Below are 22846 nucleotides of genomic sequence, written 5' to 3'. Positions count from 1 at the left end.
GAGAGTCGACGCAGTCTCGCCGAGAAACCTCGGAGTTTTCAAACCTCGAGTATCGCGGGCGGATATTGCCCGGCGAATGCCATTGGTATTTTTCGGCGATATCGCACCGGGCAGTGAAAAAAGGCAATTGAAATTGGGCCGACAACGTTTTGCCGAAGTCGGGAAGTGAATCAGCTGGCTTGCCGGCGATGTGCCGCAGGTTTTTTAGAGATGCATGCAAAGACATGCGACACGGGCTTTAGCAAGACGTCGCCAATGAATTCGAATAGTCGCATTACCAGAACGTGCAAGGCGCTGGGTAGTTTGAGTCTGCTGATCGCCTTGACGGCGTGTGGGACGTATCCGGGATGGCTCGCATCGTCGGGCGCCAGCCGGCAGCAGGTGCAAGAAGCGCAGGAAGCCAGCGTCTCGGGGCGGGTCGAAGGCATCCAGATCATCGACGTCAATGACGCGCTGGCGCGGAAGCTGGCGCACGGTAAGCAGTTGGGGGAGTTCGACAAGATCTTTCCGGCTGCAGGCAGCAACAACTACCTGATCGGTCCGGGCGACATTGTCGAGGTGTCAATCTGGGAAGCGCCGCCGGCGATGCTTTTCGGTTCAGTCGTTCTCGATCCCACGGCTGGCCCCACGGCATCGCGCGCGGTTACCTTCCCTGAGCAGATGGTCACGCCCGACGGCATGATCACCATGCCGTTTGCCGGCCGCGTCCTGGTGCGAGGCCGCACGACGCAGCAAATCGAGGCGGACATCGCCCGGCGTCTGGAAGGCAAGGCGAACCAGGCCCAGGTGCTGGTTCGCGTCATCAAGAACAACACATCCAACGTCACCGTAGTGGGCGAGGTCAGCAACAGCTTGCTGCTGCCGCTTACGCCCAAGGGCGAGCGGCTGCTCGATGCATTGGCAGCGGGCGGTGGCGTCAAACAGCCCGTGAATCGCATGGCAATTCAGCTCTCCAGGGAGAATGTGACGGCCATCATGCCGTTGGATGCCGTGATCCGCGACCCGAAGCAGAACATTCTGCTCAAGCCGGGCGATGTGGTCACCGCGCTCTTCCAGCCGCAGAGCTTCTCCGTGCTGGGCGCCACCGGCAAGAATGAGGAAATTCCGTTCGAGGCGCAGGGGATTTCGCTGGCGCAGGCGCTGGCTCGCTCCGGCGGACTCAACGACGCCCGCGCCGACGCGCGAGGCGTGTTCGTGTTCCGGTTTGAGGATGCGGCGCTGGTTGATGGGCAGCAAGAAGCCACCAAGGCGGCGGATGGCACGGTACCCGTGGTTTATCAAATCGATCTGCGAGATCCGGCGTCCTTCTTCGTGACGCAGAACTTCCCAGTCCAGAACCGGGATGTCATCTATGTCGCCAATTCGCCCTCTGCGGAATTTGAAAAGTTCTTGAGGCTTGTGGTCATGCCTCTGAATCCCTATGTCACCATCAACCGCGCCTTGCAGTAGCGATCGGTTGATCGCGTAATCATGCGTAGTTCGCTATCCATCACCTTTTCGGTCTGGCGCGCCATCTTCCTGCGTGAGTCGCTCGATCGCCTTTTTGGTGAGCGGGCCGCCTGGTTCTGGCTTCTGATCGAGCCGATCCTGCATATAGGATTTCTGGCGTGGATCTGGACGGTCGTGCGGGTTCATACGATGGGCGGGATTGACGTCGTGATCTGGTTGATGGTCGGCCTGCTGTCGTTCTTCCTGTTCCGGCGTACGGCCATTCAGGTGATGTATGCCATCGACTGCAATCGCCCGCTGTTCAACTACCGGCAGGTCAAGCCCTTCGACCCGGCCATCGTTCGCGGCGTGCTGGAAGCCTTCTTGATGGCGTTGGTTGCCATCACGATACTGGTGGTAGCGAACCTGCTCGGCCACGATGCGATTCCCGCGGACCCGCTGCTGGTGCTGGCCGCCGTCTTCGGCTTGTGGATGTTCGCCCTTGGATATGGCCTGATCGCATCGGTGCTGATGGAGCTGGTTCCCGAACTCGAGCACATCCTGAACATCCTCATGTTGCCGCTGTATCTGATTTCAGGCGTCATCTGGCCCTTGGCCACAGTGCCTGCGGCGTGGCGCGAGTTGCTGATGCTTAATCCCATCACGCACGGCCTCGAGACGGTTCGTCAAGGTTTTGTTCCCTACTACCATGCCGCGCCTGAAACGAGCCTCGCGTATCTCTACGGCTCGGCGCTGGTGTACGTCTTCATCGGGCTGCTGCTCTACCGGCGATTTGCTTTGCGGCTGGTGATGCAATGATCGTCGTCGAAGACATCCACAAGCGGTACAAGACCGAGCACGGGATGGGAAGGTGGGTTCTCAAAGGGATCAGCCTGACCATACCGTCAAAGGTCAGCGTCGGCCTCATTGGTGTGAATGGCGCAGGCAAATCGACGCTGCTCCGCATCATTGGCGGCGTGGACTATCCCACCAAGGGGCGAGTCCAACGCCAGTGCCGCGTTTCCTGGCCCATGGGGCAGGGGGGGCTGGAAGGCACGCTTTCGGGACGCCAGAACGCCAAGTTCGTCTGCCGCGTGCACGGGCATCAGGACGATCTGGCCGACAGGCTTGCCTTCATCAAGGATTTTTCGGAACTGGGCGTGGCGTTTGACGAACCCGTCAGCACCTATTCGTCCGGCATGCGCTCGCGGCTGCAGTTTGCGTTGTCTCTCGCCTTCGACTTCGACGTGTACATCTCGGACGAGGTAACGGCGGCGGGCGATGCAGGTTTCAGAAAGAAGACCGCGGCGGCGTTCAAGGACATGGCCAGCCGCGCTGGCTTGATCATGGTTGCGCACGATGAATCGACGCTCAAGCAGTTCTGCCAAGCGGGAATCTGGATCACGAATGGCCAGGCGCACTGGTTCGACCAGATCGACGATGGACTAAGAGCTTACAAGGACAGTATTTAAAAGTGACTTTCACCGGAAAATTCTCTTCCGCGCTCGATGCGGCATATCAGGGCGTGCGGGGTGGGCTGTTCTCCATCGCCGCGTTCCGCCGCACGATCCGCCTGATCTTCTTATTGGCCTTGCTGGCGACCATCTACTGGCTGCTCGTGGCATCCGACCGCTACGTGTCGGAATCGAACGTCATCATCCGCAAGACGGATTCGGTGGGCGTTGCGTCGCTGGACATCCCGATGATGGTCGCCGGTGTGCCTAGCGTGAATCGGGCAGACCAGCTTCTGTTGAGGGAGTATCTGCTGTCAGTCGACATGCTCAGAAAGCTTGATGAAAAGCTCGATTTGCGTGCGCATTACAGCGGCTCGGGACACGACCTCGTATCGCGTATGTGGTTCAAGGATGGCTCCATGGAATGGTTCCATCGCCACTATCTGTCGCGTACGGCGGTCGATTATGACGACTTTGCCGGTGTCCTGCGCATCAGCGCCCAAGCGTACGACCCGGCCACGGCCAAAGCCATCGTCAGCATGCTGGTCCAGGAAGGCGAGCGTTACATGAACCAGATTGGCCATGAGATGGCGCAGGTTCAAGTCTCCTTTCTCACGGACCAGGTCGACGAGGCGCAGAAGCGCTTTCAGAAGGCCAGCGAAGCGTTGCTCTCGTTTCAGAACGCCAAGGGACTTGTGTCGCCGCAAGCTACTGCCGAAAGCATCAGCGTGATCGTCGGCAAGCTGGAAGAGCAGCGCTCCCAACTTCAGACGCAACTGGCGTCGCTGCCCAAGAATCTTGCGCGCGACCATCCCAACATCCTGATGTTGACCCAGTCGATTCAGGCACTGGACAAGCAGATATCCCAGGAGAGGGCCAGGCTGGCTTCGCCCACCGGGCAGACGCTGAACTACACGGTCGAGCAGTTCCATCGGCTCGAGATGGAGGTCGCGTTCGCCCAGGATATGTACAAGGCGGCCCTTGCCGGTCTCGAAAAGGGGCGGATGGACGCTACCCGCATGCTCGAAAAAGTGTCGGTGCTGCAAGCGCCGACGCTGCCCGAGTATCCCCTGGAGCCGCGCCGGCTTTACAACATCGTGGTCACGCTGCTGGTCGCGCTGCTGATTGTCGGCATTCTCAAGCTGCTCGAGAGCATTGTTCTCGACCACGTGGATTGATAGCTGTGACGAGAGTCCTCAACGTTTTTGGAACCCGACCAGAGGCCATCAAGATGGCGCCTGTGGTCAAGGCGCTGGCCGCCGACCCGTCATTCGACACCAAGGTCTGCGTGACTGCCCAGCATCGGCAGATGCTTGACCAGGTACTCGAGATCTTCGGCATCCGCCCCGATTTCGATCTTGACCTCATGAAGCCGGGCCAGGATTTGAGCGACATCACCAGCAACGTCCTGCTGGGCATGCGTGAGGTCTACAAGCAGTGGCAGCCGGACATCGTGCTGGTGCACGGCGACACTACGACAACGCTCGCGACAAGCTTGTCCGCGTACTACGGCAAGATCAAGGTCGGGCACGTCGAAGCGGGCCTGCGCACCTTCAACAAGTACTCGCCCTGGCCCGAGGAGATGAATCGTCATCTCACGGGCGGGCTTGCCGACGTCCACTTCGCCCCGACGTCGCAGGCGCGGGCGAATCTGTTACGAGAGGGCGTGGGCGACAGCGTGATTCACGTCACGGGAAACACGGTGATCGACGCGCTGCTGGACGTGGTGCAACGCTTGCGGCAGGACACGGCAATGCGTGAGGCTCTGGAGGCGCGCTTCAATTTCATTGATCCGCACAAGCGCCTGATCCTCGTTACAGGACACCGCCGCGAAAACTTCGGACAGGGCTTCGAGAATATCTGCCGAGCGCTTGCGGAAATCGCGTCGCGTCCCGATGTCCAGGTTGTATATCCGGTGCACCTGAATCCGAACGTGCAGGAGCCCGTGCGGCGCATTCTCTCTGCCGTGCCCAACGTCAACTTGATCGCGCCTCTGGATTACCTGCCTTTCGTTTACCTGATGGACCGCGCGTTCCTGATCATCACCGACTCCGGCGGGGTGCAGGAAGAAGCGCCGTCGCTGGGCAAACCCGTGCTGGTGATGCGAGACACCACCGAGCGCCCCGAGGCGGTCGAGGCGGGGACCGTCAAGCTTGTCGGCACCAATCACAACTCCATCGTGGCCGAGGCATTCCGTCTTTTGGATGACCCAGCCGCCTACCAAGCGATGTCACGCGCCCATAACCCTTACGGCGACGGGACGGCGGCGTTGCGGATTCGCGACGTCCTCACATCAATCTACTGACGAGAAACCATGTTCGGCACCATCTCCACAATCGGTCTCGGCTACATCGGCCTGCCCACTGCAACCCTGTTCGCTGCGCGCAAGAAGAAAGTCATCGGCGTCGACGTGAATCAGCAGGCGGTGGAAACGATCAACCAGGGGCGCGTCCACATCGTCGAGCCCGAGCTCGACATGCTGGTGCACTCAGTCGTGACCGAAGGCTATCTGCGCGCCACGACGAAGACCGAGCCGGCCGACGCATTTCTGATCGCAGTGCCCACGCCGTTCACCGACGGGTACAAGTCCGACCTCAGCTACATCGAGGCGGCCGCTCAGGCAATCGCCCCTGTGCTCAAGCAAGGCAATCTCGTCATTCTGGAATCGACGTCTCCGGTGGGCACCACCGAAAAGCTCGCGCAGTGGCTCGCCGATGCCCGGCCGGACCTGACCTTTCCGCAGCAGGCGGGTGAGACGGCGGACATTCAGATCGCCTATTGCCCGGAACGGGTTCTGCCGGGACGTGTGGTGCACGAATTGGTTTCCAACGATCGCATCATCGGCGGCATGACGCGGATGGCGAACTACATGGCGGCGGCGCTTTACAAGACGTTCGTTCAAGGCGAACTGGTCGCCACCAACGCCCGCACCGCCGAAATGTGCAAGCTGACTGAAAACAGCTTTCGAGACGTCAATATTGCCTTCGCGAACGAATTGTCGATCATTTGCGACAAGCTCGACATCAACGTCTGGGAACTCGTCAGCCTGGCAAACCGCCACCCCCGCGTCAACATCCTGCAGCCGGGCGCCGGGGTTGGCGGCCATTGCATCGCCGTCGATCCGTGGTTCATCGTCGACACCAGCCCGGAAGAGGCCCGCATTATTCGCATGGCCCGGGAAGTCAACGATCACAAGCCGGAATGGGTGGTGGACAAGATCAAGGCGGCGGTGGCCGACGCCTTGGGTCGTAAGCCGGGCAGCAGCATGGCCGACATCAAGATTGCGTGCCTTGGGCTTGCGTTCAAGCCGGACATCGACGACCTGCGCGAAAGCCCCGCCGTGGGCATCACCGGAAAGCTTATGGGACTGGGCTGCCAGATTGTTGCGGTCGAGCCCAATATCGACGAGCTGCCGAGCGGTCTGAAGCAGGGAAATCTGCAACTCGGTTTGCTGAAGGATGCAGTCGCTGACGCGGATGTGGTGTGCGTCCTCGTCAAGCATCGTGAGTTCATCGAGCAACAACAACTGATCGCCCAACACGCGTGCGTAGTGGATGCGGTCGGGCTCCTCGGCTGAGGCAGCAATGGACGCACGCAAAACGACGGAGGCTCCCGAGAAAGATTCCGAGGACCGCTTGAGCTTGCTGGCTTCGGGCCTGGAAGCGATGCATCGCGAAGAGCTTCATAGGATCCAGCTCCAGCACTTTGAGCGCATCCGTCAGATTGAGTCCGGTCGTTTGCGTGCGGAAGACGAGCTTGAGACGCTCGCGGACAGGTTCGCAGAACAGGATGAACTGCATCGTGGCGAAGTCGCCACGTTGAATGCGCAACTCAATGCTGTCCGGCAGGAAGTTCTGGAATCCGTCAAACGGTTCGGAGAGCAGGAAAAGAAATTGTCGCGCGCCGAAGCCTTGCGCGACGCATTGGACCGGGAACGCAGTGCGTTGTTCGAGCGCCTGCGGGCCGATGAGCTGCGTGGCGCGCAGGATCGCAAGTCCCTCGAGATCGACAAGCGCGCGCTGGCCGAGAAAGTGGCAGGCTTGGAGCAAGCGCTGGTTGGCGCGGAGCAAGCCAAGCAGAGGTTGGAGCTTGCCCGCGCCGAATCGAAAGCTCAGGCGGTGGCGCTGGCCGCGTCATGCGACGACCTTGAACGGCAGCGGCTTAAGCTGAACGAGCAATTGCGCGAGGAGGCCGGCCGCCTGGAGCAGCATCGCCTCCGACTGGGTGCGGAGATACGTCAGCTCCAGCAGCAAGCGCTGCGGTTGAGCGACGAAAAGAATTTCCTTGCGGCGCACGCAGACCAGATTCAGCGCGAGCGAGAGTCGTATCGAGGCGCGATGGTTGCGGCGGAGCGGCAGCTTCGTGCGGTGCAGGCACGGCGCGGGCGTCAGATCGGCAGCGCGGTGGCAGCCGGCTTCACCAGTTGGAAAGGGTTCATTAAACTGCCGTCGGCCGTGTGGCGCGCGCTGGGATCGGCCGGCGCAAACGGCCGTCCGCCGGCGGATGTGTGGCTGGCGCAAATCGACGAAATTTTCGACAACGGTGGCGTACGTGCCAGCGAAGACTTCGTGCGGATCAATGCCGGAGATCCTAGCGACCTGGCGTCAGGTCTGACCAAGCTAGCGCGTCTCACGGCAGCCAAGGATCCCGCGATCGCCCTGCGATTGGCGATAGACGCGGCTCAGGCCGATCCGCGCCCGTTCCGGCGCAAATGGCTTGCGTTCATGTACTTCGATGCAGGGCATATCGACGCGGCGCAGGAACTACTGGCGTCGTTGCCGGAAAGCGTCGAATTCAAAGCTTCTGAGAGGAACAAAGGCGAGTTCATCGCAGGGTGCCATCGCCTCGCGCATGGCGGTCTCACATTGCCCGCCGTGAACCCGGGTCCCGATTTCTCGCCGGTGTCCGGACGAGTGCTCTATGTCGCGGCCAGTTCATTGCCCTATCACGCAACGGGCTACACGCTGCGCACGCATGCGCTGCTGCGCGCCTTGCATGCTGAAGGCCTGGATGTACGATGCGTGACCCGTCCGGGCTATCCGGCTGACAGGTCCGATAGCAAAGCGGCGGATGGGAACGCTGTGCAGACGATCGACGGCATTGCCTACGAATCGCTGCCCGGCCCGCACCGCCGCAAGCTTGGCCTTGACGCCTATCTGTCGGAGTCCGCGGAAATAATCGCGCGCAAGGCAATGGCCGAGAATGTCGAGGCCATTCACGCCGCATCCAACTATGAGGCAGCGCTGCCCGCGCTCATGGCCGCACGCAAGCTTGGCATCCCGTTCGTGTATGAAGTACGAGGGCTGTGGGAGTACACGTCGGCATCCAAGAAGTCGGGCTGGGAACAAAGTGAACGCTTTGCACTCGATCGCCAGCTTGAATCTTTCACTGCTGCGAATGCCGATCATGTGTTGACCTTGACGCAAGCGCTGGCCGCAGAACTGGGTTCGCGCGGCGTGCAGGCGTCCAGGATTGCGCTGGCACCGAACTCCATCGACTCCTCCGCCTTCACGCCCGTGCCCCGCAAGGCCGAACTCGCGCAGACTTTGCGACTGGCCGACGGGGACTTCGTCATCGGCTATGCGGGAGCGGCGGTCAGCTATGAAGGTCTGGATGACCTTATTGAAGCGCTGGTTCTGCTGCAAGACCGGCTGCCCCATGCGCGCTTGCTGATCGTGGGCGACGGCGATGCCTTGCCCAGCCTGCGCAAGCTGGCCGAGGATCGCGGTGTCGTGGATCGAGTCATGTTCTGCGGCAAGGTGGCGCCCGATTCGGTTCGGGACTACTACGCAATGATGAATGCCATTGCGCTGCCGAGAAAGCCCGTGACGGTCTGCCAATTGGTATCTCCGCTCAAGCCGCTTGAGGCGATGGCGCTGGGAATACCCCTCGTCGTGTCCGATGTGGCGGCGCTGAAGGAAATGGTGGTGGATGGCGAGACCGCGTTGGTGCATCTTGCCGGCAATGCGAGATCGCTCGCTGACAGCATCGAGGTGCTGGCCAAGGATGCCGACCTTCAAGCAAAGCTTGCGGAGAACGGGCGACAGCATGTTGCCGCGAATCGGCGCTGGGACCAGGTTGCGCAAACCATTGCACGCATTTATCGCGAACTTGCTGTGTCCCAGCCTGTGGACCGTGCGGTTCATTCGCCAGAGAAGGCAACCCCGGATCTGGCGCCGGTGCCGGTCAAGGCGGGGAAGGGCGGCTTCGATGACCAAGCCAAGCTGCTGCTTGACCAGAAGCTCGCGCAGGCGCTGGCCGTCGGCATTGATGCGCTGTTGAGTTTCGTGTCGGCCCAGTGCCTGGGCATGCCGAAGCGGCTTGAGGCCTTCGTCCAACTACGCGCGGCTCACGCCTGCCTGGATGCGGGCAGACAAGCCGAGGCGATCACGCTCGGCGAAGCCGCGCTTGCCGCGGATCGGTCGGTGACGACATTGCGCAGTGCGGCCAGGCTGTATCTGAACGCCGCTCAGTTGGACAACGCATTGGCGCTGGCCAAAGAACTGGAGCACGAACTCGGCGAGGTGCGGCCGAACGACAGGAAGTTCCTCGACGAGATCATTGGCCGTGCGCAACTTGCAGCGCTGGCAGCCTTACCTGCGGGCACGAGAAAGGTGCCGCTGCAACCGCGCCGGGTACTCAACATTCTGGCGTTCAGCCTGCCGTACACATCGGTGGGATACGCCACCCGTTCGCATGGTTTGGCCGTGGGCGTCAAGAACGCGGGATGGGATATCCGGCCGTACACGCGTCCAGGCTTTCCCTACGATTTCAAGACGGAACTTGAAGGACAGAGCCTGCCCGCCGCAGACGACATCGATGGCGTGACCTATGGCCGCATCTTCGATTTCAACCGTAAAGGCATGAGCGAAGTGGAGTACACGCTGGCGGCGGTCGAGCACTACGAACGCATCATCACCAGGGAAGAGCCGGAGATCGTCCATGCCGCATCAAACTACGTCACGGCGTTGCCGGCTCTGATTGCTGCGCGGCGGCTGGGCGTTCCATTTGTGTACGAGGTGCGCGGCTTCTGGGAGGTGACGCGGTCATCGCGCGATGACAAATTCGAGCACACCGCGAAGTATCGCTTCATGCAGCTTTTCGAGGCGCTGACGGCAACGCACGCGGACCGCGTCATCACGATTACGACGGCCATGAAAGAGGAACTGGTCAGCCGGGGCGTCCCGGCAAATCGCGTCGACATTGCCTACAACAGCGTTGATCCCGGCCGCTTCATGCCGCGCAGCCGCAGCCAGGAGCTGGCGCTGACCCTGGGAATTCCGGCAGACGTGCCGGTGATCGGCTACGTGGGCTCGTTTGTGGACTACGAGGGTCTGGACGATCTCGTGACCGCGGCTGCGGGCTTGAAGGCGGCGGGACGCGATTTCCGGTTGCTGCTCGTGGGCGACGGCGCCGTTTTCGATGACCTGACGCGCCAGGTGGCGTCCTCGGGTCTTCAAGACAAGACCATCATGACCGGCCGCGTCCCGCATGATCTGGTCGAAGATTACTACTCGTTGATCGACATTGCTCCCTTCCCGCGCAAGCCGTGGGAAGTCTGCGAACTTGTTTCGCCTTTGAAGCCGTATGAGGCCATGGCGCTGGAGAAGGCGGTTGTTGTGTCGGGCACCCGTGCGCTCAAGGAGATCGTGACCCACGACGAGAACGGCCTGGTGTTCGCCAAGGGCGACGTTGCCGATCTTGAAAGAAAGCTGGACGATCTGCTTGCCGGCCCACTGCTTCGTTCGCGCCTGGGCGCGGACGCACGGGCATGGATCCAGCGGGAAAGAAGCTGGGATGTTGCCGGGAGCGTGTGCGGCATGGTCTACGCAGCCCTTGCGGCTGAGCGCGACGAAAACGCAAGGGCTTGAGTTCCATGAGCGACTGCACAGGCGGAGGTATTGAGTGTCCAAAGCAATGACGGCCGAAGGCAGGCACACGTTCGACGTTGCTGGCCGCGAAATCGAGTATTTTTGCAAGCCAGCAAAGCGCGCCAACGCGCCGGTCCTGTTCATCCTCCATGGCCATAATCATGCTGCAGCGCCTTCCAGCTTCAGAAGCGAGGAATACCACGTTGTCTGCCCGATGGACCGCTTTGGCGTTAACCAGGCAGGGAGCTGGTGGCTGGGAGAAGATGGCGATTTTTTCTGGATCGAAGCGATGGCGACCCTCGTCAAAGCGTTTCGTGACAGCGGGGCGGAAGACGTTTATTTCTGGGGCTCCAGCATGGGTGGCTGGGGCGCCATTCTGCATGGCTACCTGAACTACGCGAAAGCCGTTTACGCAAATATCCCTCAGACGGTGCTGCTTGGATCCTCCTACGCCGAAAAGGCGGGAATGAAGAGGTATTTTCAGAAGATTCCGGGCAATCGGCTGGGCGAATTCAACGACCTCAAGCATGTCGTGAAGGAAAACCGGTGCCAGTACTTTCTATGCTTCAACCAGCTTGAGAAGCATGACTATTTCAAAGAGCAAGGGCTCGCGTTCGTTTCCCATCTGAACGAAATCGGCGCCCGGTTCTACCTGGAGGTGCGGCCTCAGGATACCCACGGAAAAAACCATGGTATCCGGGAATCCGTTGGCTTGTTCGAGAAGTACTCAGTCGATTCCATTATCAAAGCGAGCGGAAACCCGATGATCTCGGAGCATAAGGCAGTACATCTGTCAGTGAATGAATGTCCGTTGTGCGGAGATTCTCTGCGCGAGGTCGAGGTTGGCCAGAACTGCAAGGGGTGCGGATGCCGCGCGCGGTTGCGTTCCATGGTGCCCGTGGTCGATAAATTTCTGAGCAAGGAAATGTCTGGGTTGGGCGCCGCGCCCCAGCCGCTGCTCGGCTTCGCCATGACGGGGGCAGAACGGAAGATCCTTGCCAAACTTTTCAAGAGCTTCAAGTCAGCATCGCTGTTCGGCAACTATTCGTCGCAGCACGAATCCGGCGTGGACATGCGGGATTTGTCCCGATACGCTGAAAACGCGTTCTGCGGCGTTTTTGGTTGTTTACTGTTCGACTATTTCCCGGAACACGAACGCGCGCTGGAGGAGTGTTTTCGAGTCATCGCGCCGGGTGGCGTCTTCATCACGCATATTGCGCCATACCGGTTGCTGGACGGCAATGCGGAGCCGGCGCTGAAGGGCGCAATCAAGTCCCGGCCAGGTTACTTTGATTACTTGCCGGATAAGACTGAGCTGCCTGACGTTCGCGTGGGGCGGGATTGGTTCCTCGACGCCATGCGGCGAGTCGGATTTGCGACCACGTTGCTCAAAGTGCAGGATGCTGCCCCCGGCATGGTTTCGGAGTGGTTCATTGGGGTAAAGCCGGGATCGATCGCGTCTGTGTCCGACAACAAGCAGCGGGAATTGCCGCAGGTCAAACCTGTGATTACCCGAACCAGCGTTGCATTCCAATCGGTAATTCCGTTTGGCGCGGAGGGGCTGGCGAACCTGAAGTTCGAATTGATCGAGTCCACCTCCGCATCGTTGATCTTTCTGGAAGATCATCAGGTGCTGGCGCCGGACGGCGGAGGCGAGATCCGGGAGGTCGTCGCAACGAACGGATCTCGGAACCGGCTGCTGGTGTCCCGGGATCTCGGCGCATCATGGACGCCGGAATGTGATGGGATCGAGTTCGACAGCAAGATCAGAGCAGTGTTCTCCCTGTCGGAGGGCGGGCGCATTGTTCGGACTCTTTCCGGCCAGATGCATCATCTGGATACGCGTGGTGAAGTTGTCAATGTCCTGGAGACTGGGCCGTGGCCCTGGCACGGCTCGCAAGGCATCGGCGAATCGCGCAATGGCACGGTGATGTATGCCGAGTACGCGCCCCTTCGTGTCGAGGATGGCACGAAAGAGGTCAGCGTGTGGCGCTATCGGCCAAGCCAGAGCGGGGACGGTTGGCAAAAGGTGTTGACGTTGCCCGCGGCTGCGCGTCCGCCCCAGGGGCAGTTGAGGCACTTCCACGTATGCCGGCCAAATCCGCATCGTCCCGATGAATGGGTTCTCGCTTCGGGAGACATCGGGGAGCACTGCAGACTATGGTTCAGCGTCGATGACGGCACAACGTGGAACGAAATACTGCTGCCGGATTCGATCATGGGCGGCGTGTCCGTCGAAAGCCTCCCGCGCGTCTTGCGGTTCACGCAGTTTTCCACCTTGGCGAACGGCGATCTGATTTGGGGCACCGATGACACCACGCATGCGGACCGGGCTGCCTTGATGCGGTTGTCACTGGCGTCTGGCCGTCCCGAATTCTTTCATGAAGGATGGCTAGGAAAGGACTGCGTCAGGAACATCGCCTCGTGCAACGGCCAGACCTTCTTGCTGCTCTCCGAATCCAAATATGACAGGTCTTCGGCCGATTGCATCGTCTATGACGCGACGACCAAGCGGCTGACGTCGTTGTTGCTGCCCAATCTTGGCCAGACAAGTCAGACCGTGACTGACTCCCGGGGTTCGGCGAATCTTTTGGGCGGTGTCGGATTCTTTCCCGCTTCGGGCGCGGTATTGATGGATCCGGCCAAGCGCGGAATTTTCCGCGTAAGCATTACGGAAATCGTGAAGTGATCGCATTTGAAAAGCTGGATAACAACATTGCCAAGTCGGGCGTCATACCGAAGGCGGAAGAAATCCTGAAGAAGGGTTGGCAGCGGCGAGGCTACGAAGTCGTTGACCTTCGCGGTGATATCCCGTGGGCGCTCGAAAGCCAAGAGAAGAGGTCGCACAACTTTTATATCCAATGCCTGGATATGACCGACCCATTGTTGCGGGCTCACTCCCAGAGCGGCGATCAGCGATTCCTGAGGCTGGCACTGACCGTGGCGCAGGAGTGGGTGCGCCAGCACTCCGACCCTGATCGGGTCGGCATTTCCCCCTTCGCCTGGTATGACATGTCGGTGGGCATGCGCGCGTTTCGCCTCGCATACTTGTTTCAGGCGAGTCTGGAGGCGGGAATGCTGTCGGATGACGCACGCCGCTCGCTTTGGGCATCGCTTGAGCAGCACGCCGCTTACCTTGGTGATGATGCCAACATCGCCTTCCACAACAACCACGGCTATTACCAAGTGGCGGGCCAGATCGCGATGGGCAGGCGCTTTGCGGATCAGTCTGCGCTCATGGCGCAGGCGCAGGAGCAGGGCCGCGCCCGCTTGACCGTGATGCTTGCGCAGCAGTTCGCGTCGGACGGCGTGCATCGCGAGCATTCTCCCGACTATCACCGCATGGTCTACGACACGTTGAAGGCCTTGATCGACTCGGGTCTGGTCGAGGACGAGGCGACTATCGCATTTGCATCGCGCATTGAGGAGGCGCTGTCGTGGTTCGTGTACCCGAACCAGCATATCGTCAACTTCGGTGACTCCGATGACCGTCTGCTCACCCGGACACCGCGCGAAGCGGAAGGAAAATGGTCGACGCCAGAAATGCGCTTCTGGGTCAGTGGCGGGGCGATCGGTGGTTTGTCGGGAGAGGTAACTCGCGCGTTCAAGGAAGGCGGCTACTGGGTCGCCAGACAACCTGGCGAAGATGCGAGCGACCTGTCTTCATACAGCTACCTAGCGCTGAATGCCGCGTTCCATTCCCGCACTCATAAGCACGCAGATGATCTAAGTTTCGTGTGGTTCGACCGGAAGGCGAACCTGCTGGTGGATGCCGGCCGCTATGGCTATATCGGCAAGACCGAGCAGGGATCGGCGCTTTGGAAGGAGGGGCATTGGTACTCGGATCCCTGGCGCGTCTATTGCGAGTCGACGCGCGCTCACAATACATTGGAGTTCGATGGGCGCAATGCGGTGCGCAAGGGCGCAAAGCCATATGGCAGCGCCCTGGGCCGAACCGGAAGCGATGCGTCTGGTCTCGTCTGGGCGGAGGCGGAATGCAAGCAGTTCTCCTCCATTCGTCATGCCCGCGTGCTTTGCTTCATGCCAGGGCAGTGGCTGGTTGTATTCGACTGGTTCCATGACAACGCCAATTCCCGGCACGCCGTGAAACAGTGGTTTCACCTTGGGCATGAGCTTCAGTTGCTTGCCGACCGGGAACAGTTTCTGGCGTCGGTGCCGGGAAGTGCGCAGTTTCTCCGCGTTGCATCCCTGCTGGCCGGACCAAAGCCGTCGCATCCTCACATCGGTGAGGAACAGCCGGCAATACAGGGCTGGTGGTCGCCCCGGGAGCGCGACATCGTGCCGAACTACGCGTTCAACTATGCGGTGTCGGACGCTGCGACCGGCGCCTTCGCAACGCTGTTCAGCTTTTCGGATGTGTTGATGCCCGACACTGAGTGGTCGAAAGTCAATCAGTCCGGCCGTAAGGGGCAGTTTCGCTGGAGGGATTCGAACAAAACGCACGAACTTTCGATCGAGCGGCCCGCCGATGGGGAAATGACCGTGAAGTACGCCAGCCGTTAACGACATGGTTGACCGGATTCCCTACGAGTCAGTCTTAGCCTACGACAGTATGTCCGCCGCCGAGATCGACGAGCTTGAGCTGAGTATGCTTCGAAGGCTGCTTTGCCATGCGCGCGATTCTGTGCCTTTCCATGCCGCTGCGTTTACGTCGACTGGCATCGAACCAGCGCACATGAGGCGGCTTGACGATATCAGGAAGCTGCCATTGATGGACAAGTCAAGCATCCTGCGCAGACCGCAGCAGTTCAGATCGTTCTTGTTTGACGACGCTGCTTCGCGCGTCGTCCAGACGGGAGGTTCTACCGGGGAGCCATTCCGCGTCATTACCGAACGGGATGATCCCAGCGTGCAGAATGCCTACAACTGGGCGCAGTGGCGCCGGCTAGGGGTGAAGCCAGGGGGAGCTTCTGTTTCGCTGGTGGGGATGGGGCATACGTCTTCGCCGGAGCGCACCTATGTCGCGCATCGTGTCAAGGACGCGATGTTGTGGGTTCATCGCCCTTCGCGCGACGCTGCGCCACCTTGGGCGGATATTCTGGCGCGGATTCGCCAGCATGAGCCGGTGCTGGTCCGTGGTTTTCCATCGATCGTTGCTGAGATGGCCGAAGCGATGATTGAGCAGGGCGTGCCGCCGTTCCCTTCGTTGCGGGGTGTATCGCTGAGTTCCGAAGACATTCTTCCAAATCAACGCGCCGTCATCGAACGGGCATTCGCCGTTCCGTGCCTGGGATTCTATGGGCAAACAGAGCACTGCGTGCTGGCAATGCAGTGTGAAGCGTCCGAGGCATATCACGTGTATCCCGGCTACGCGTATGTCGAGATCTTGGACGACGACGGCCAACCAATCACCGAACCTGGACGCATGGGCGAAGTGGTGGGCACCTCGCTGTTGAACTACGCGATGCCGCTGATCCGCTACCGCACCGGCGATCTGGCGGAGTGGGACTTCGGCGCATGCCCATGCGGTCGGCAGCACCGGCGCCTGGCGCGGCTGGCAGGCCGCAAGCGCAGCCGCGTTGCACTCCCAGGAGGTGACACCGTCTACTTCGGTGGCGACGTGTATGACGAGCTGTGGTACGCGCCGGAAATGTTCCGGCAGATTCAGTTCGAACAAACTTGCGCCGAAGAGTTAACTGTTCGGATCGTGCCATTCCCTGGAACCGATCGGGTGCGGCTCAAGAGTTTCATTGAAGACAGTCTGCGCCGCAATCTGTGCGAAGAACTGATCTATCGCACGGAGTTTGTTCCGTCGGTGGAGCGAACGGCCCGCGGCAAATACCTCCTCTTTCTGCAGAAGTATCTGCACTGAACCTTCTTTAACTGGATTGCATGTTTACAAAGTCACGATATGCGCTGGTAACCATCGATGTGGAGGCGCAGCCGAAGCGAGCCGCCGAAGACCACGTAAAGCGATTGGTCTGGGGCGAACACGAAAACGGCACCGCCGGCATCCGGGAGATGTGTGCGGCGGCGGACGACGTGGGCGCCAAACTGGTGCACTTTGTCGATTCTTGCGGCATCTATTTGCTGGGCGAGCCTTTTGCCGAGGCCACACGCTGGCTGGTCCAGGCGGGGCACGACGTCCAGTTGCACACGCACTCCGAGTTTCTGCCGGATTCCTTCTGGGTTGAACACGGGTACCCCATTCGGCCGCGCCTCATGAATCAGTACGACGAGGACCGCTCGGCCTTCACGATCCGTTATTTCAGCGACTATCTGGCCGGCATCACCGGCGAACCGGTCAGGGCGTTCCGTGCGGGCTCATTCCGCTGGAATGCGGGCACGCTGCGCGCCCAGGCCGAGTTGGGCATCCCGCTGTCGTTCAACAACTCGATGCGCGCTTTGGTCGACGGCGTATGCCCGCACGCCGAGCGCGCCAACCATCCGTACCGATGGTCAAACGGCGTCATCGAGGTTCCGATCACGGAACGCAAGTTTCCGACTTTCGACAAGCGGGTCTGGTGGGGGCGATTGGCCTTTCCCTCGTCCAATCGGCATCGCGATTCACCTTGGCGCGTACTGTGGCCCTACACGTTGGGGCGCCGAACCGACGTGCTGGTGATGTTGCTGCACTCCTGGTCGCTGCTGTACTGGGACAAGAACGGCCATGGCGTCTACCGGGATGATCAACGCCATGAAGATTTCCGCAAGCTGATGCGAAAGCTGTCCAAGGACTACGACATCATCACGACGGCCGACTTTCTCGATCTGCATGCGCGCGGCAAGATCCAGACGACGCACACGGTTGACACGTCCCTGGCCAGGGCAGCGCCCGCCAAGGCATGAGCATGATCACGAGATCCTTTCAAGCCGCGTTGAGTGAACCGTGGCTTGCCGTAAACCGCCATTTGACGGTGAGTACGCTCAGGTGGCGGCTGCGCAAGCGCCAGTCGCAGGCGCAATATGACCCGAGCTCCGGCAGCATGCTGTATGTGGCGGCCAGCGCCTTGCCCTATCACACCAGCGGCTATACGACGCGCACCCACGAGGTCATCCGTGCATTGATGAGCGCCGGCGCCGACGTGCACGCGATGACCCGGCCAGGCTATCCGTGGGACCGGAAGGATCGCCAATCGAACGCCCAAGCAGAGGAAACCTGTGTCGGCGACGTTCGCTACCAGCATTCCAGCCGCCCGTTGAACAATCGTCCTGCGTTGCAGTACGTGCTGCAGGCGGCAGCATCGGTGGCGCAGGTGGCGGCCCGGCACCGCGTTGCCGTGATTCACGCGGCGTCCAATCACGTGAATGCGTTGCCGGCGTTGTTGGCTGCCCGGCAGTTGGGAATCCCCTTTCAATATGAGATGCGGGGATTGTGGGAGCTGACGCGTGTTTCGCGAACGCCGGCTTACGAGAATGGGCAGGCGTACAAGCAAGGCCTGAGGCTCGAAAGTCTTGTTGCCGGCCATGCCGATCGGCTGTTCGTTATTTCGGAGCAGCTGGGGAAGTACGCGCACGAAAAGTGGGGAGTACCCGCCGAACGAATGTCACTCTTGCCGAACTGTGTCGATGCCGGGCGCTTCAGGAATACCGATGCGTCCGAGGCCGAGCCATGGACCATCGGATATGCCGGCACGCTGATTGGCTATGAGGGGCTGGACACGCTGATCGAGGCTACCGGGATTCTGGTGCGCGCCAAGGTCCCGGTCAAAGTCACCCTGATTGGAGACGGAGAAGCCAGGCCGCATCTTGAGGCTCTTGTGCGGCAGCTTGGCCTGGACAAGCAGGTTCACTTTGCCGGCAAAGTGCCGCCGGACAGCGTGCAGGACAGGCTCCGGCGCTGCGCGCTGATCTGCATTCCGCGCAAGCCGTTCCAGGTCTGCCGGATTGTCCCTCCAATCAAGCTGGTTGAGGCGATGGCAATGGGCAAGCCAGTTGTGATTCCGGACTTGCCGGTATTTCGGGACGAAATGGGGGGCAGCCCCGCGGGCTGGTTCTTCAAGGCGGGGGATGCGGCAGATCTGGCGCGAGTGCTTTCGGCGGCGTTGCAAGATCGCGAGGGGCTGGCGGCAACGGGTGCGCGCGCTCGGGCGTATGCGACGACGCATCGCAGTTGGCACGAGTTTGTCATCAAGGCGTTGCCATCAACGTCCAATGGGAGGTTGTATGGTCGGTAGGGCGATCAGGAAGCTGGGATCCTGGGTGTATGACTACCCAAAAGTCGCGGAGGATGTGCAGCAGCCGGGACCTTTTGGCCGGCTGAAGATTGCGTTGGTCGCCGACAACTTCACCACCGACTGTCTGTCGGCGGAATGCCGGGTCCGGGCGCTCACGCCGGCAAATTATGCCGAGGTGATGGATCAATGGAAGCCGGATCTGGTTTTCGTGGAGTCCGCGTTTCATGGTGCTGGTGGAAGCTGGCGTTACGAGCTGGCCAAGCAGCCTCGGTGGCTGCGGTTGCGCAAGCCGACTGCGATCTTCGACCTCGTGCAAGCGGCCAAGGCTCGGGGCATACCGACGGTGTTCTGGAATAAGGACGATGGGGCGTTCTTTGATGCTTTCATTGATGTGGCCAAAGTTTTTGACTTTGTCTTCACCACCGACGCGGAGTGCATCGAAGGATACCGAAAGCATGTAGCGCCTCATGTTCCCGTGAATTCGCTGATCATGCCCTACCAGCCGTTGTTCCATAATTTCACGGGGTTTGCGTTCACGCGCAAGGAAGCCTGTTTCACGGGTAGCTACTATCGGCGCATCCTGAATGAGCGCCGGCGGTTTCTGGATCTGGTGTTCGATGCCTGCGAAGCGGCGGATCTGGCGCTCAATGTGTACGACCGGAACCATGATCGGTTGTCCCGGCATTTCGAGTTCAGGTTTCCCAAGAAGAGCCACCTGCGCCTGCACGGCAAGGTGGCGCACGGAGAGACCGCACGCGTATACAAATCGCACGTGGCCTCGGTCAACGTGAACTCCGTCACGGACTCAGACACGATGTGTTCGCGCCGCCTGCTTGAGATTCTTGCGTGCGGGGGAATTGCCGTGACGAATCCCAGCCGCGCGGTAGACCGTCATTTCCGGGACTACTGTCACGTGGTGCATACGCACGAGCAAGCGAGCGAACTGTTCGCCAGACTCCGCCATGGACCGTCGCAGGAAGACATGGACAGGGCGGAGGCGGGGGCGGCGTATGTCCGCGCGCTGCATACGTGGGAGCACCGGCTGGAAGAGATTTGTGCCGTGGTAAAGGTCTGAGGGGCGCGCAACGACGATGCTTGCCTTGCTTTCCTATCTGGCCCAGGCCGTATTTCTGCTGGTGGTGGTGTATTTCGCGCTGTACGTCCTGCTGGAGCTGCGCGTCCTGCTCATCTCCCGCAGCGTCGAACAGCGCAAGGCTGAGCGGCGCGAGCTGACCGACCTTGCGTTGCCGCGGGACACGCGCGATGTGGATTCGTGGCCGACGGTCTCGGTCCTGTTGCCAATCTGCAATGAATCCGCGGTGGTGGAGCGGTTGGTGGATGCGGCATGTCGGTTGCGCTATCCGGCGCCGGCGCTGGAGATCCTGGTCCTGGATGACTCTTCCGACATCACTTCCGATCTTGCGCAGGCGCGGGTAGACCTGCACGCGGCAAAGGGCATCAATGTGCGTTTGATCCGGCGGTCCGATCGGGCTGGCTACAAGGCCGGAAATCTGGTGCATGGCATCCAGCAATCCTGCGGAGATTTTTTTGCCATCTTCGACGCGGATTTTGTGCCGCCAGAAGACTTCCTGCTCAAGACCATTCCTTGCTTCGGCGATCCCCAACTTGGATTCCTGCAGACGGGCATCGGTTACGAAAATCGCGACGCGTCGTTCCTCACCCGCTTTCAGGCGATGGAGATGGGACACCAGCAATACATGACCGTCGGATTGAGTGCAGACGGCGACATGGCTTCGTTGAGCGGTAGTTCTTGCGTCTGGCGCCGGACTTGCGTGGAGGCGTTGGGAGGATGGAATGCGTCCACCGTTACGGAGGATGTCGACCTTGGATATCGCGCGCAGATCGGCGAATGGAAGTATGCGTACTTGCGGGATGTCGTCTCCATGTCGATTCTTCCGGAGACGATCAGTGCGTTCCGCGTTCAGCGCGAACGTTGGGGCAGGGGGTTGATCCACAGCGCATTCAAGCACGTAAGACACATGCTGCGCCAGCGCATGCCCGTGATGAAGCGGTTGCATGCGGTCTCGATGATGTTCTCAGCCGTCCTGCTGGCGTCGATCCATGTGCTGGTGCTGCTTAGTCTGCCCTTGAACTATCTGGTGGACTTCGACCAGGACATCTTCAAGTGGGGCGCGTTGGTCTTTTTTGTGCTGGTGACGGTCTGGTCGCTTGATAACGCCTTTGGGGCGCGCAAGGGAGCGCGTCTTGAGGATCGGCCCAGTGTCTTGCGCACTCTATGGCACAACTATCTGTACATCGCCATGTTTCTGCCCATGGCGTGGTATTACTTCGCGGGGGGAATCCGCGCGCTTTGCGGCGTCTACGGGGAGTTTCATCGTACGCCCAAAGGCCAGGACGAGATGGCCTCGCGGATGCCCCGCATCAATACCGTGCTGCTGGCCGGCGATGCCTTCACCTTTTTCTATTCGATGGCGGCGGTGTTTGTCGCGGTGCGGGAACACAATCTTGTGCTCCTTCCGCTGAACTTCACCGTGTGCGTGGGATTCGGCATGACGCTTTTCTGGTCGTGGAAGGAAGCGTCGGGCCGCAGGTGAAGCAGGAGGGGCAGCGGAAATCAGATGAGCGCTGACAGCGCCTTGATGGTCTGTCCGATCTGCGCTTCGGTGTGCGTGCACGAGATGAAAAAGCGCAGGCGCGCAGACTTCTCGGGGACAGCGGGATAGAGAATGGGCTGGACGTTGATGCCATGTTCGAAGAGCTGGGCTGACAGGCGAGTTGCCTTGAGCGAGCTGCCGACGATGGCGGGCACAACTGCCAGGCCTTCGCTGGTGCCCGTGTCTATGCCGGCTTCCCGCGCCTGTTTGAGAAATGACCGGCCGCGCTCTTGAAGATCCTTTACCCGTTCGGGAACCTCCTGCAAGCGTTGCAATGCCGCAAGCGATGCCGCAGCAACCGCAGGCGGCATGCCGACACTATATAAAAAGCCGGGCGCCAGAAACTTCAGATGCTCCACCAGGGCGCTTTCGCCGGCGATGTAGCCGCCGCAACCAGCCAAGGTCTTGCTCAGTGTGCCCATCCAGATGTCGACCTCACTGCCGGCGATCCCGAAGTGTTCTCGGATGCCGTGGCCGCGCGCGCCCATGACGCCGAGCGAGTGGGCCTCGTCGACCATGAGAAAGCAACGGTGACGGCGCTTGATCTCGACGAATCTCGGGAGATCCGGATAATCGCCGTCCATGCTGTAGATGCCTTCCAACACGATAAGCACACGTTCGAATTCGTGTCGTTGTTCGGTGAGCAGACCGTCCAGCGCGTTCCAGTCGTTGTGCGGAAACGGCAGGCGGCGCGCGCCGGATAGCTGAATGCCTTGCAGCACACTGTTGTGGATCAGCTCGTCGTGCAGCACGAGATCGCGCGGGCCGAAGAGGTGGCCGATCGTGGACACGTTGGTGGCGTGGCCGCTGACGAACGTGATGGCATCGTCCACCTCATAAAGCTGTGCGATACCAAGCTCCAGCTCCCGGTGGATGGGACGCTCGCCCGATACCAACCGGCTTGCCGACACGGATGTGCCATATCGGTCGATCGCCGCCTTGGCGGCCTCGGTGACAACGGGATCGCCGGACAGGCCGAGGTAGTTGTAGCTGGAGTAGTTGACGTAGGTGCTGCCATCGATTCGTGTCGTGTCGCTGGCGGCGCCTTCGTGCAGTTTGAAGAACGGGTTCTGCAAGCCCATGCGGGCGGCGCCGTCATTCAGAATGCGCAATTGCTGATAGCTGGGATGCAGATGAAAGCGGTAGAACGCTTCCGGAATCGCACTGCGTGCGCCCGCGGGCGATGCCGTGGATGTGGTCTGCTGGGGCGGTGTGGCTGCTTGGCGCAGCTTGCGCTCCAATGCCTGTTGAATCAGCTTGTCTTTCAAGCCGGCCGCCAGGCCGGGGAGCTTCGGTTTCATCACGATGACAGGTGTGGC

The 22846-nt window shown here is 60.5% G+C and carries 15 protein-coding genes; 14 read left to right on the top strand and 1 reads right to left on the bottom strand.

Features of this window, described 5'->3' with window-relative positions; genetic code table 11:
- The first annotated feature begins 255 nt into the window (after positions 1 to 255).
- Genes B3446_RS22640 through B3446_RS22575 form a run of 14 tightly spaced genes read left to right on the top strand, consistent with a single transcriptional unit; the run spans position 256 to position 21467 of the window.
- On the top strand, positions 256 to 1449 hold the full coding sequence (locus B3446_RS22640; protein WP_409558274.1) for a polysaccharide biosynthesis/export family protein: 1194 nt from the start codon (positions 256 to 258) through the stop codon (positions 1447 to 1449).
- Positions 1450 to 1470: 21 nt separating this feature from the next.
- Positions 1471 to 2247, top strand: coding sequence for an ABC transporter permease (locus B3446_RS22635; protein ID WP_175184535.1), 777 nt, complete (start codon positions 1471 to 1473; stop codon positions 2245 to 2247).
- Positions 2244 to 2900, top strand: coding sequence for an ABC transporter ATP-binding protein (locus B3446_RS22630; RefSeq protein WP_175184534.1), 657 nt, complete (start codon positions 2244 to 2246; stop codon positions 2898 to 2900). The genes B3446_RS22635 and B3446_RS22630 overlap by 4 nt, the downstream gene beginning before the upstream one ends.
- 2 nt (positions 2901 to 2902) lie before the next feature.
- Complete coding sequence (locus B3446_RS22625) at positions 2903 to 4060, top strand: chain-length determining protein (protein ID WP_254594185.1); 1158 nt, start codon at positions 2903 to 2905, stop codon at positions 4058 to 4060.
- A gap of 5 nt (positions 4061 to 4065) precedes the next feature.
- On the top strand, positions 4066 to 5187 hold the full coding sequence (wecB, locus tag B3446_RS22620) for a non-hydrolyzing UDP-N-acetylglucosamine 2-epimerase (RefSeq protein ID WP_291385185.1): 1122 nt from the start codon (positions 4066 to 4068) through the stop codon (positions 5185 to 5187).
- A gap of 9 nt (positions 5188 to 5196) precedes the next feature.
- The gene (wecC, locus tag B3446_RS22615) at positions 5197 to 6459 is read left to right on the top strand and encodes a UDP-N-acetyl-D-mannosamine dehydrogenase (protein ID WP_291385183.1); all 1263 of its coding nucleotides are present in this window, start codon (positions 5197 to 5199) and stop codon (positions 6457 to 6459) included.
- Positions 6460 to 6466: 7 nt separating this feature from the next.
- A complete protein-coding gene (locus tag B3446_RS22610; RefSeq protein ID WP_291385181.1) occupies positions 6467 to 10753 on the top strand; it encodes a glycosyltransferase in 4287 nt (1428 codons plus the stop codon).
- A 34-nt stretch (positions 10754 to 10787) separates the two neighbouring features.
- A complete protein-coding gene (locus B3446_RS22605; protein ID WP_291385179.1) occupies positions 10788 to 13442 on the top strand; it encodes a methyltransferase domain-containing protein in 2655 nt (884 codons plus the stop codon).
- A complete protein-coding gene (locus tag B3446_RS22600; protein ID WP_291385177.1) occupies positions 13439 to 15277 on the top strand; it encodes a heparinase II/III domain-containing protein in 1839 nt (612 codons plus the stop codon). Before B3446_RS22605 ends, B3446_RS22600 begins: the two co-directional genes overlap by 4 nt.
- A gap of 4 nt (positions 15278 to 15281) precedes the next feature.
- Positions 15282 to 16586: a phenylacetate--CoA ligase family protein gene (locus tag B3446_RS22595; protein ID WP_291385175.1), complete on the top strand. Its 1305-nt coding sequence runs from the start codon at positions 15282 to 15284 to the stop codon at positions 16584 to 16586.
- 20 nt (positions 16587 to 16606) lie between these two features.
- The gene (locus B3446_RS22590) at positions 16607 to 17563 is read left to right on the top strand and encodes a polysaccharide deacetylase (RefSeq protein WP_291385173.1); all 957 of its coding nucleotides are present in this window, start codon (positions 16607 to 16609) and stop codon (positions 17561 to 17563) included.
- Between the two features lie 2 nt (positions 17564 to 17565).
- Positions 17566 to 18891, top strand: coding sequence for a glycosyltransferase family 4 protein (locus tag B3446_RS22585; RefSeq protein ID WP_291385171.1), 1326 nt, complete (start codon positions 17566 to 17568; stop codon positions 18889 to 18891).
- 25 nt (positions 18892 to 18916) lie between these two features.
- On the top strand, positions 18917 to 19966 hold the full coding sequence (locus tag B3446_RS22580) for a CgeB family protein (protein WP_291385169.1): 1050 nt from the start codon (positions 18917 to 18919) through the stop codon (positions 19964 to 19966).
- Between the two features lie 16 nt (positions 19967 to 19982).
- A complete protein-coding gene (locus tag B3446_RS22575) occupies positions 19983 to 21467 on the top strand; it encodes a glycosyltransferase (RefSeq protein ID WP_291385167.1) in 1485 nt (494 codons plus the stop codon).
- Between the two features lie 20 nt (positions 21468 to 21487).
- Here B3446_RS22575 and B3446_RS22570 read toward each other — a convergent pair whose 3' ends face one another.
- The gene (locus B3446_RS22570) at positions 21488 to 22828 is read right to left on the bottom strand and encodes an aminotransferase class I/II-fold pyridoxal phosphate-dependent enzyme (RefSeq protein WP_291385165.1); all 1341 of its coding nucleotides are present in this window, start codon (positions 22826 to 22828) and stop codon (positions 21488 to 21490) included.
- Positions 22829 to 22846: the final 18 nt, after the last annotated feature.

Origin of the sequence: Achromobacter sp. UBA5777 (assembly GCF_002418565.1) — a bacterium.
Taxonomy (GTDB): domain Bacteria; phylum Pseudomonadota; class Gammaproteobacteria; order Burkholderiales; family Burkholderiaceae_B; genus Achromobacter; species Achromobacter animicus.
Note: the sequence above shows the minus strand (reverse complement) of the source record. Positions and strands in the feature narration are given on the sequence as shown.

Excerpts from the sequence above, each read along its gene's own strand:
- B3446_RS22640 (WP_409558274.1), top strand. The coding sequence starts at position 256 with ATGAATTCGAATAGTCGCATTACCAGAACGTGCAAGGCGCTGGGTAGT.
- B3446_RS22635 (WP_175184535.1), top strand. The coding sequence starts at position 1,471 with ATGCGTAGTTCGCTATCCATCACCTTTTCGGTCTGGCGCGCCATCTTC.
- B3446_RS22630 (WP_175184534.1), top strand. The coding sequence starts at position 2,244 with ATGATCGTCGTCGAAGACATCCACAAGCGGTACAAGACCGAGCACGGG.
- wecC (WP_291385183.1), top strand. The coding sequence starts at position 5,197 with ATGTTCGGCACCATCTCCACAATCGGTCTCGGCTACATCGGCCTGCCC.
- B3446_RS22610 (WP_291385181.1), top strand. The coding sequence starts at position 6,467 with ATGGACGCACGCAAAACGACGGAGGCTCCCGAGAAAGATTCCGAGGAC.
- B3446_RS22595 (WP_291385175.1), top strand. The coding sequence starts at position 15,282 with ATGGTTGACCGGATTCCCTACGAGTCAGTCTTAGCCTACGACAGTATG.
- B3446_RS22590 (WP_291385173.1), top strand. The coding sequence starts at position 16,607 with ATGTTTACAAAGTCACGATATGCGCTGGTAACCATCGATGTGGAGGCG.
- B3446_RS22585 (WP_291385171.1), top strand. The coding sequence starts at position 17,566 with ATGATCACGAGATCCTTTCAAGCCGCGTTGAGTGAACCGTGGCTTGCC.
- B3446_RS22575 (WP_291385167.1), top strand. The coding sequence starts at position 19,983 with ATGCTTGCCTTGCTTTCCTATCTGGCCCAGGCCGTATTTCTGCTGGTG.
- B3446_RS22570 (WP_291385165.1), bottom strand. The coding sequence starts at position 22,828 with ATGAAACCGAAGCTCCCCGGCCTGGCGGCCGGCTTGAAAGACAAGCTG.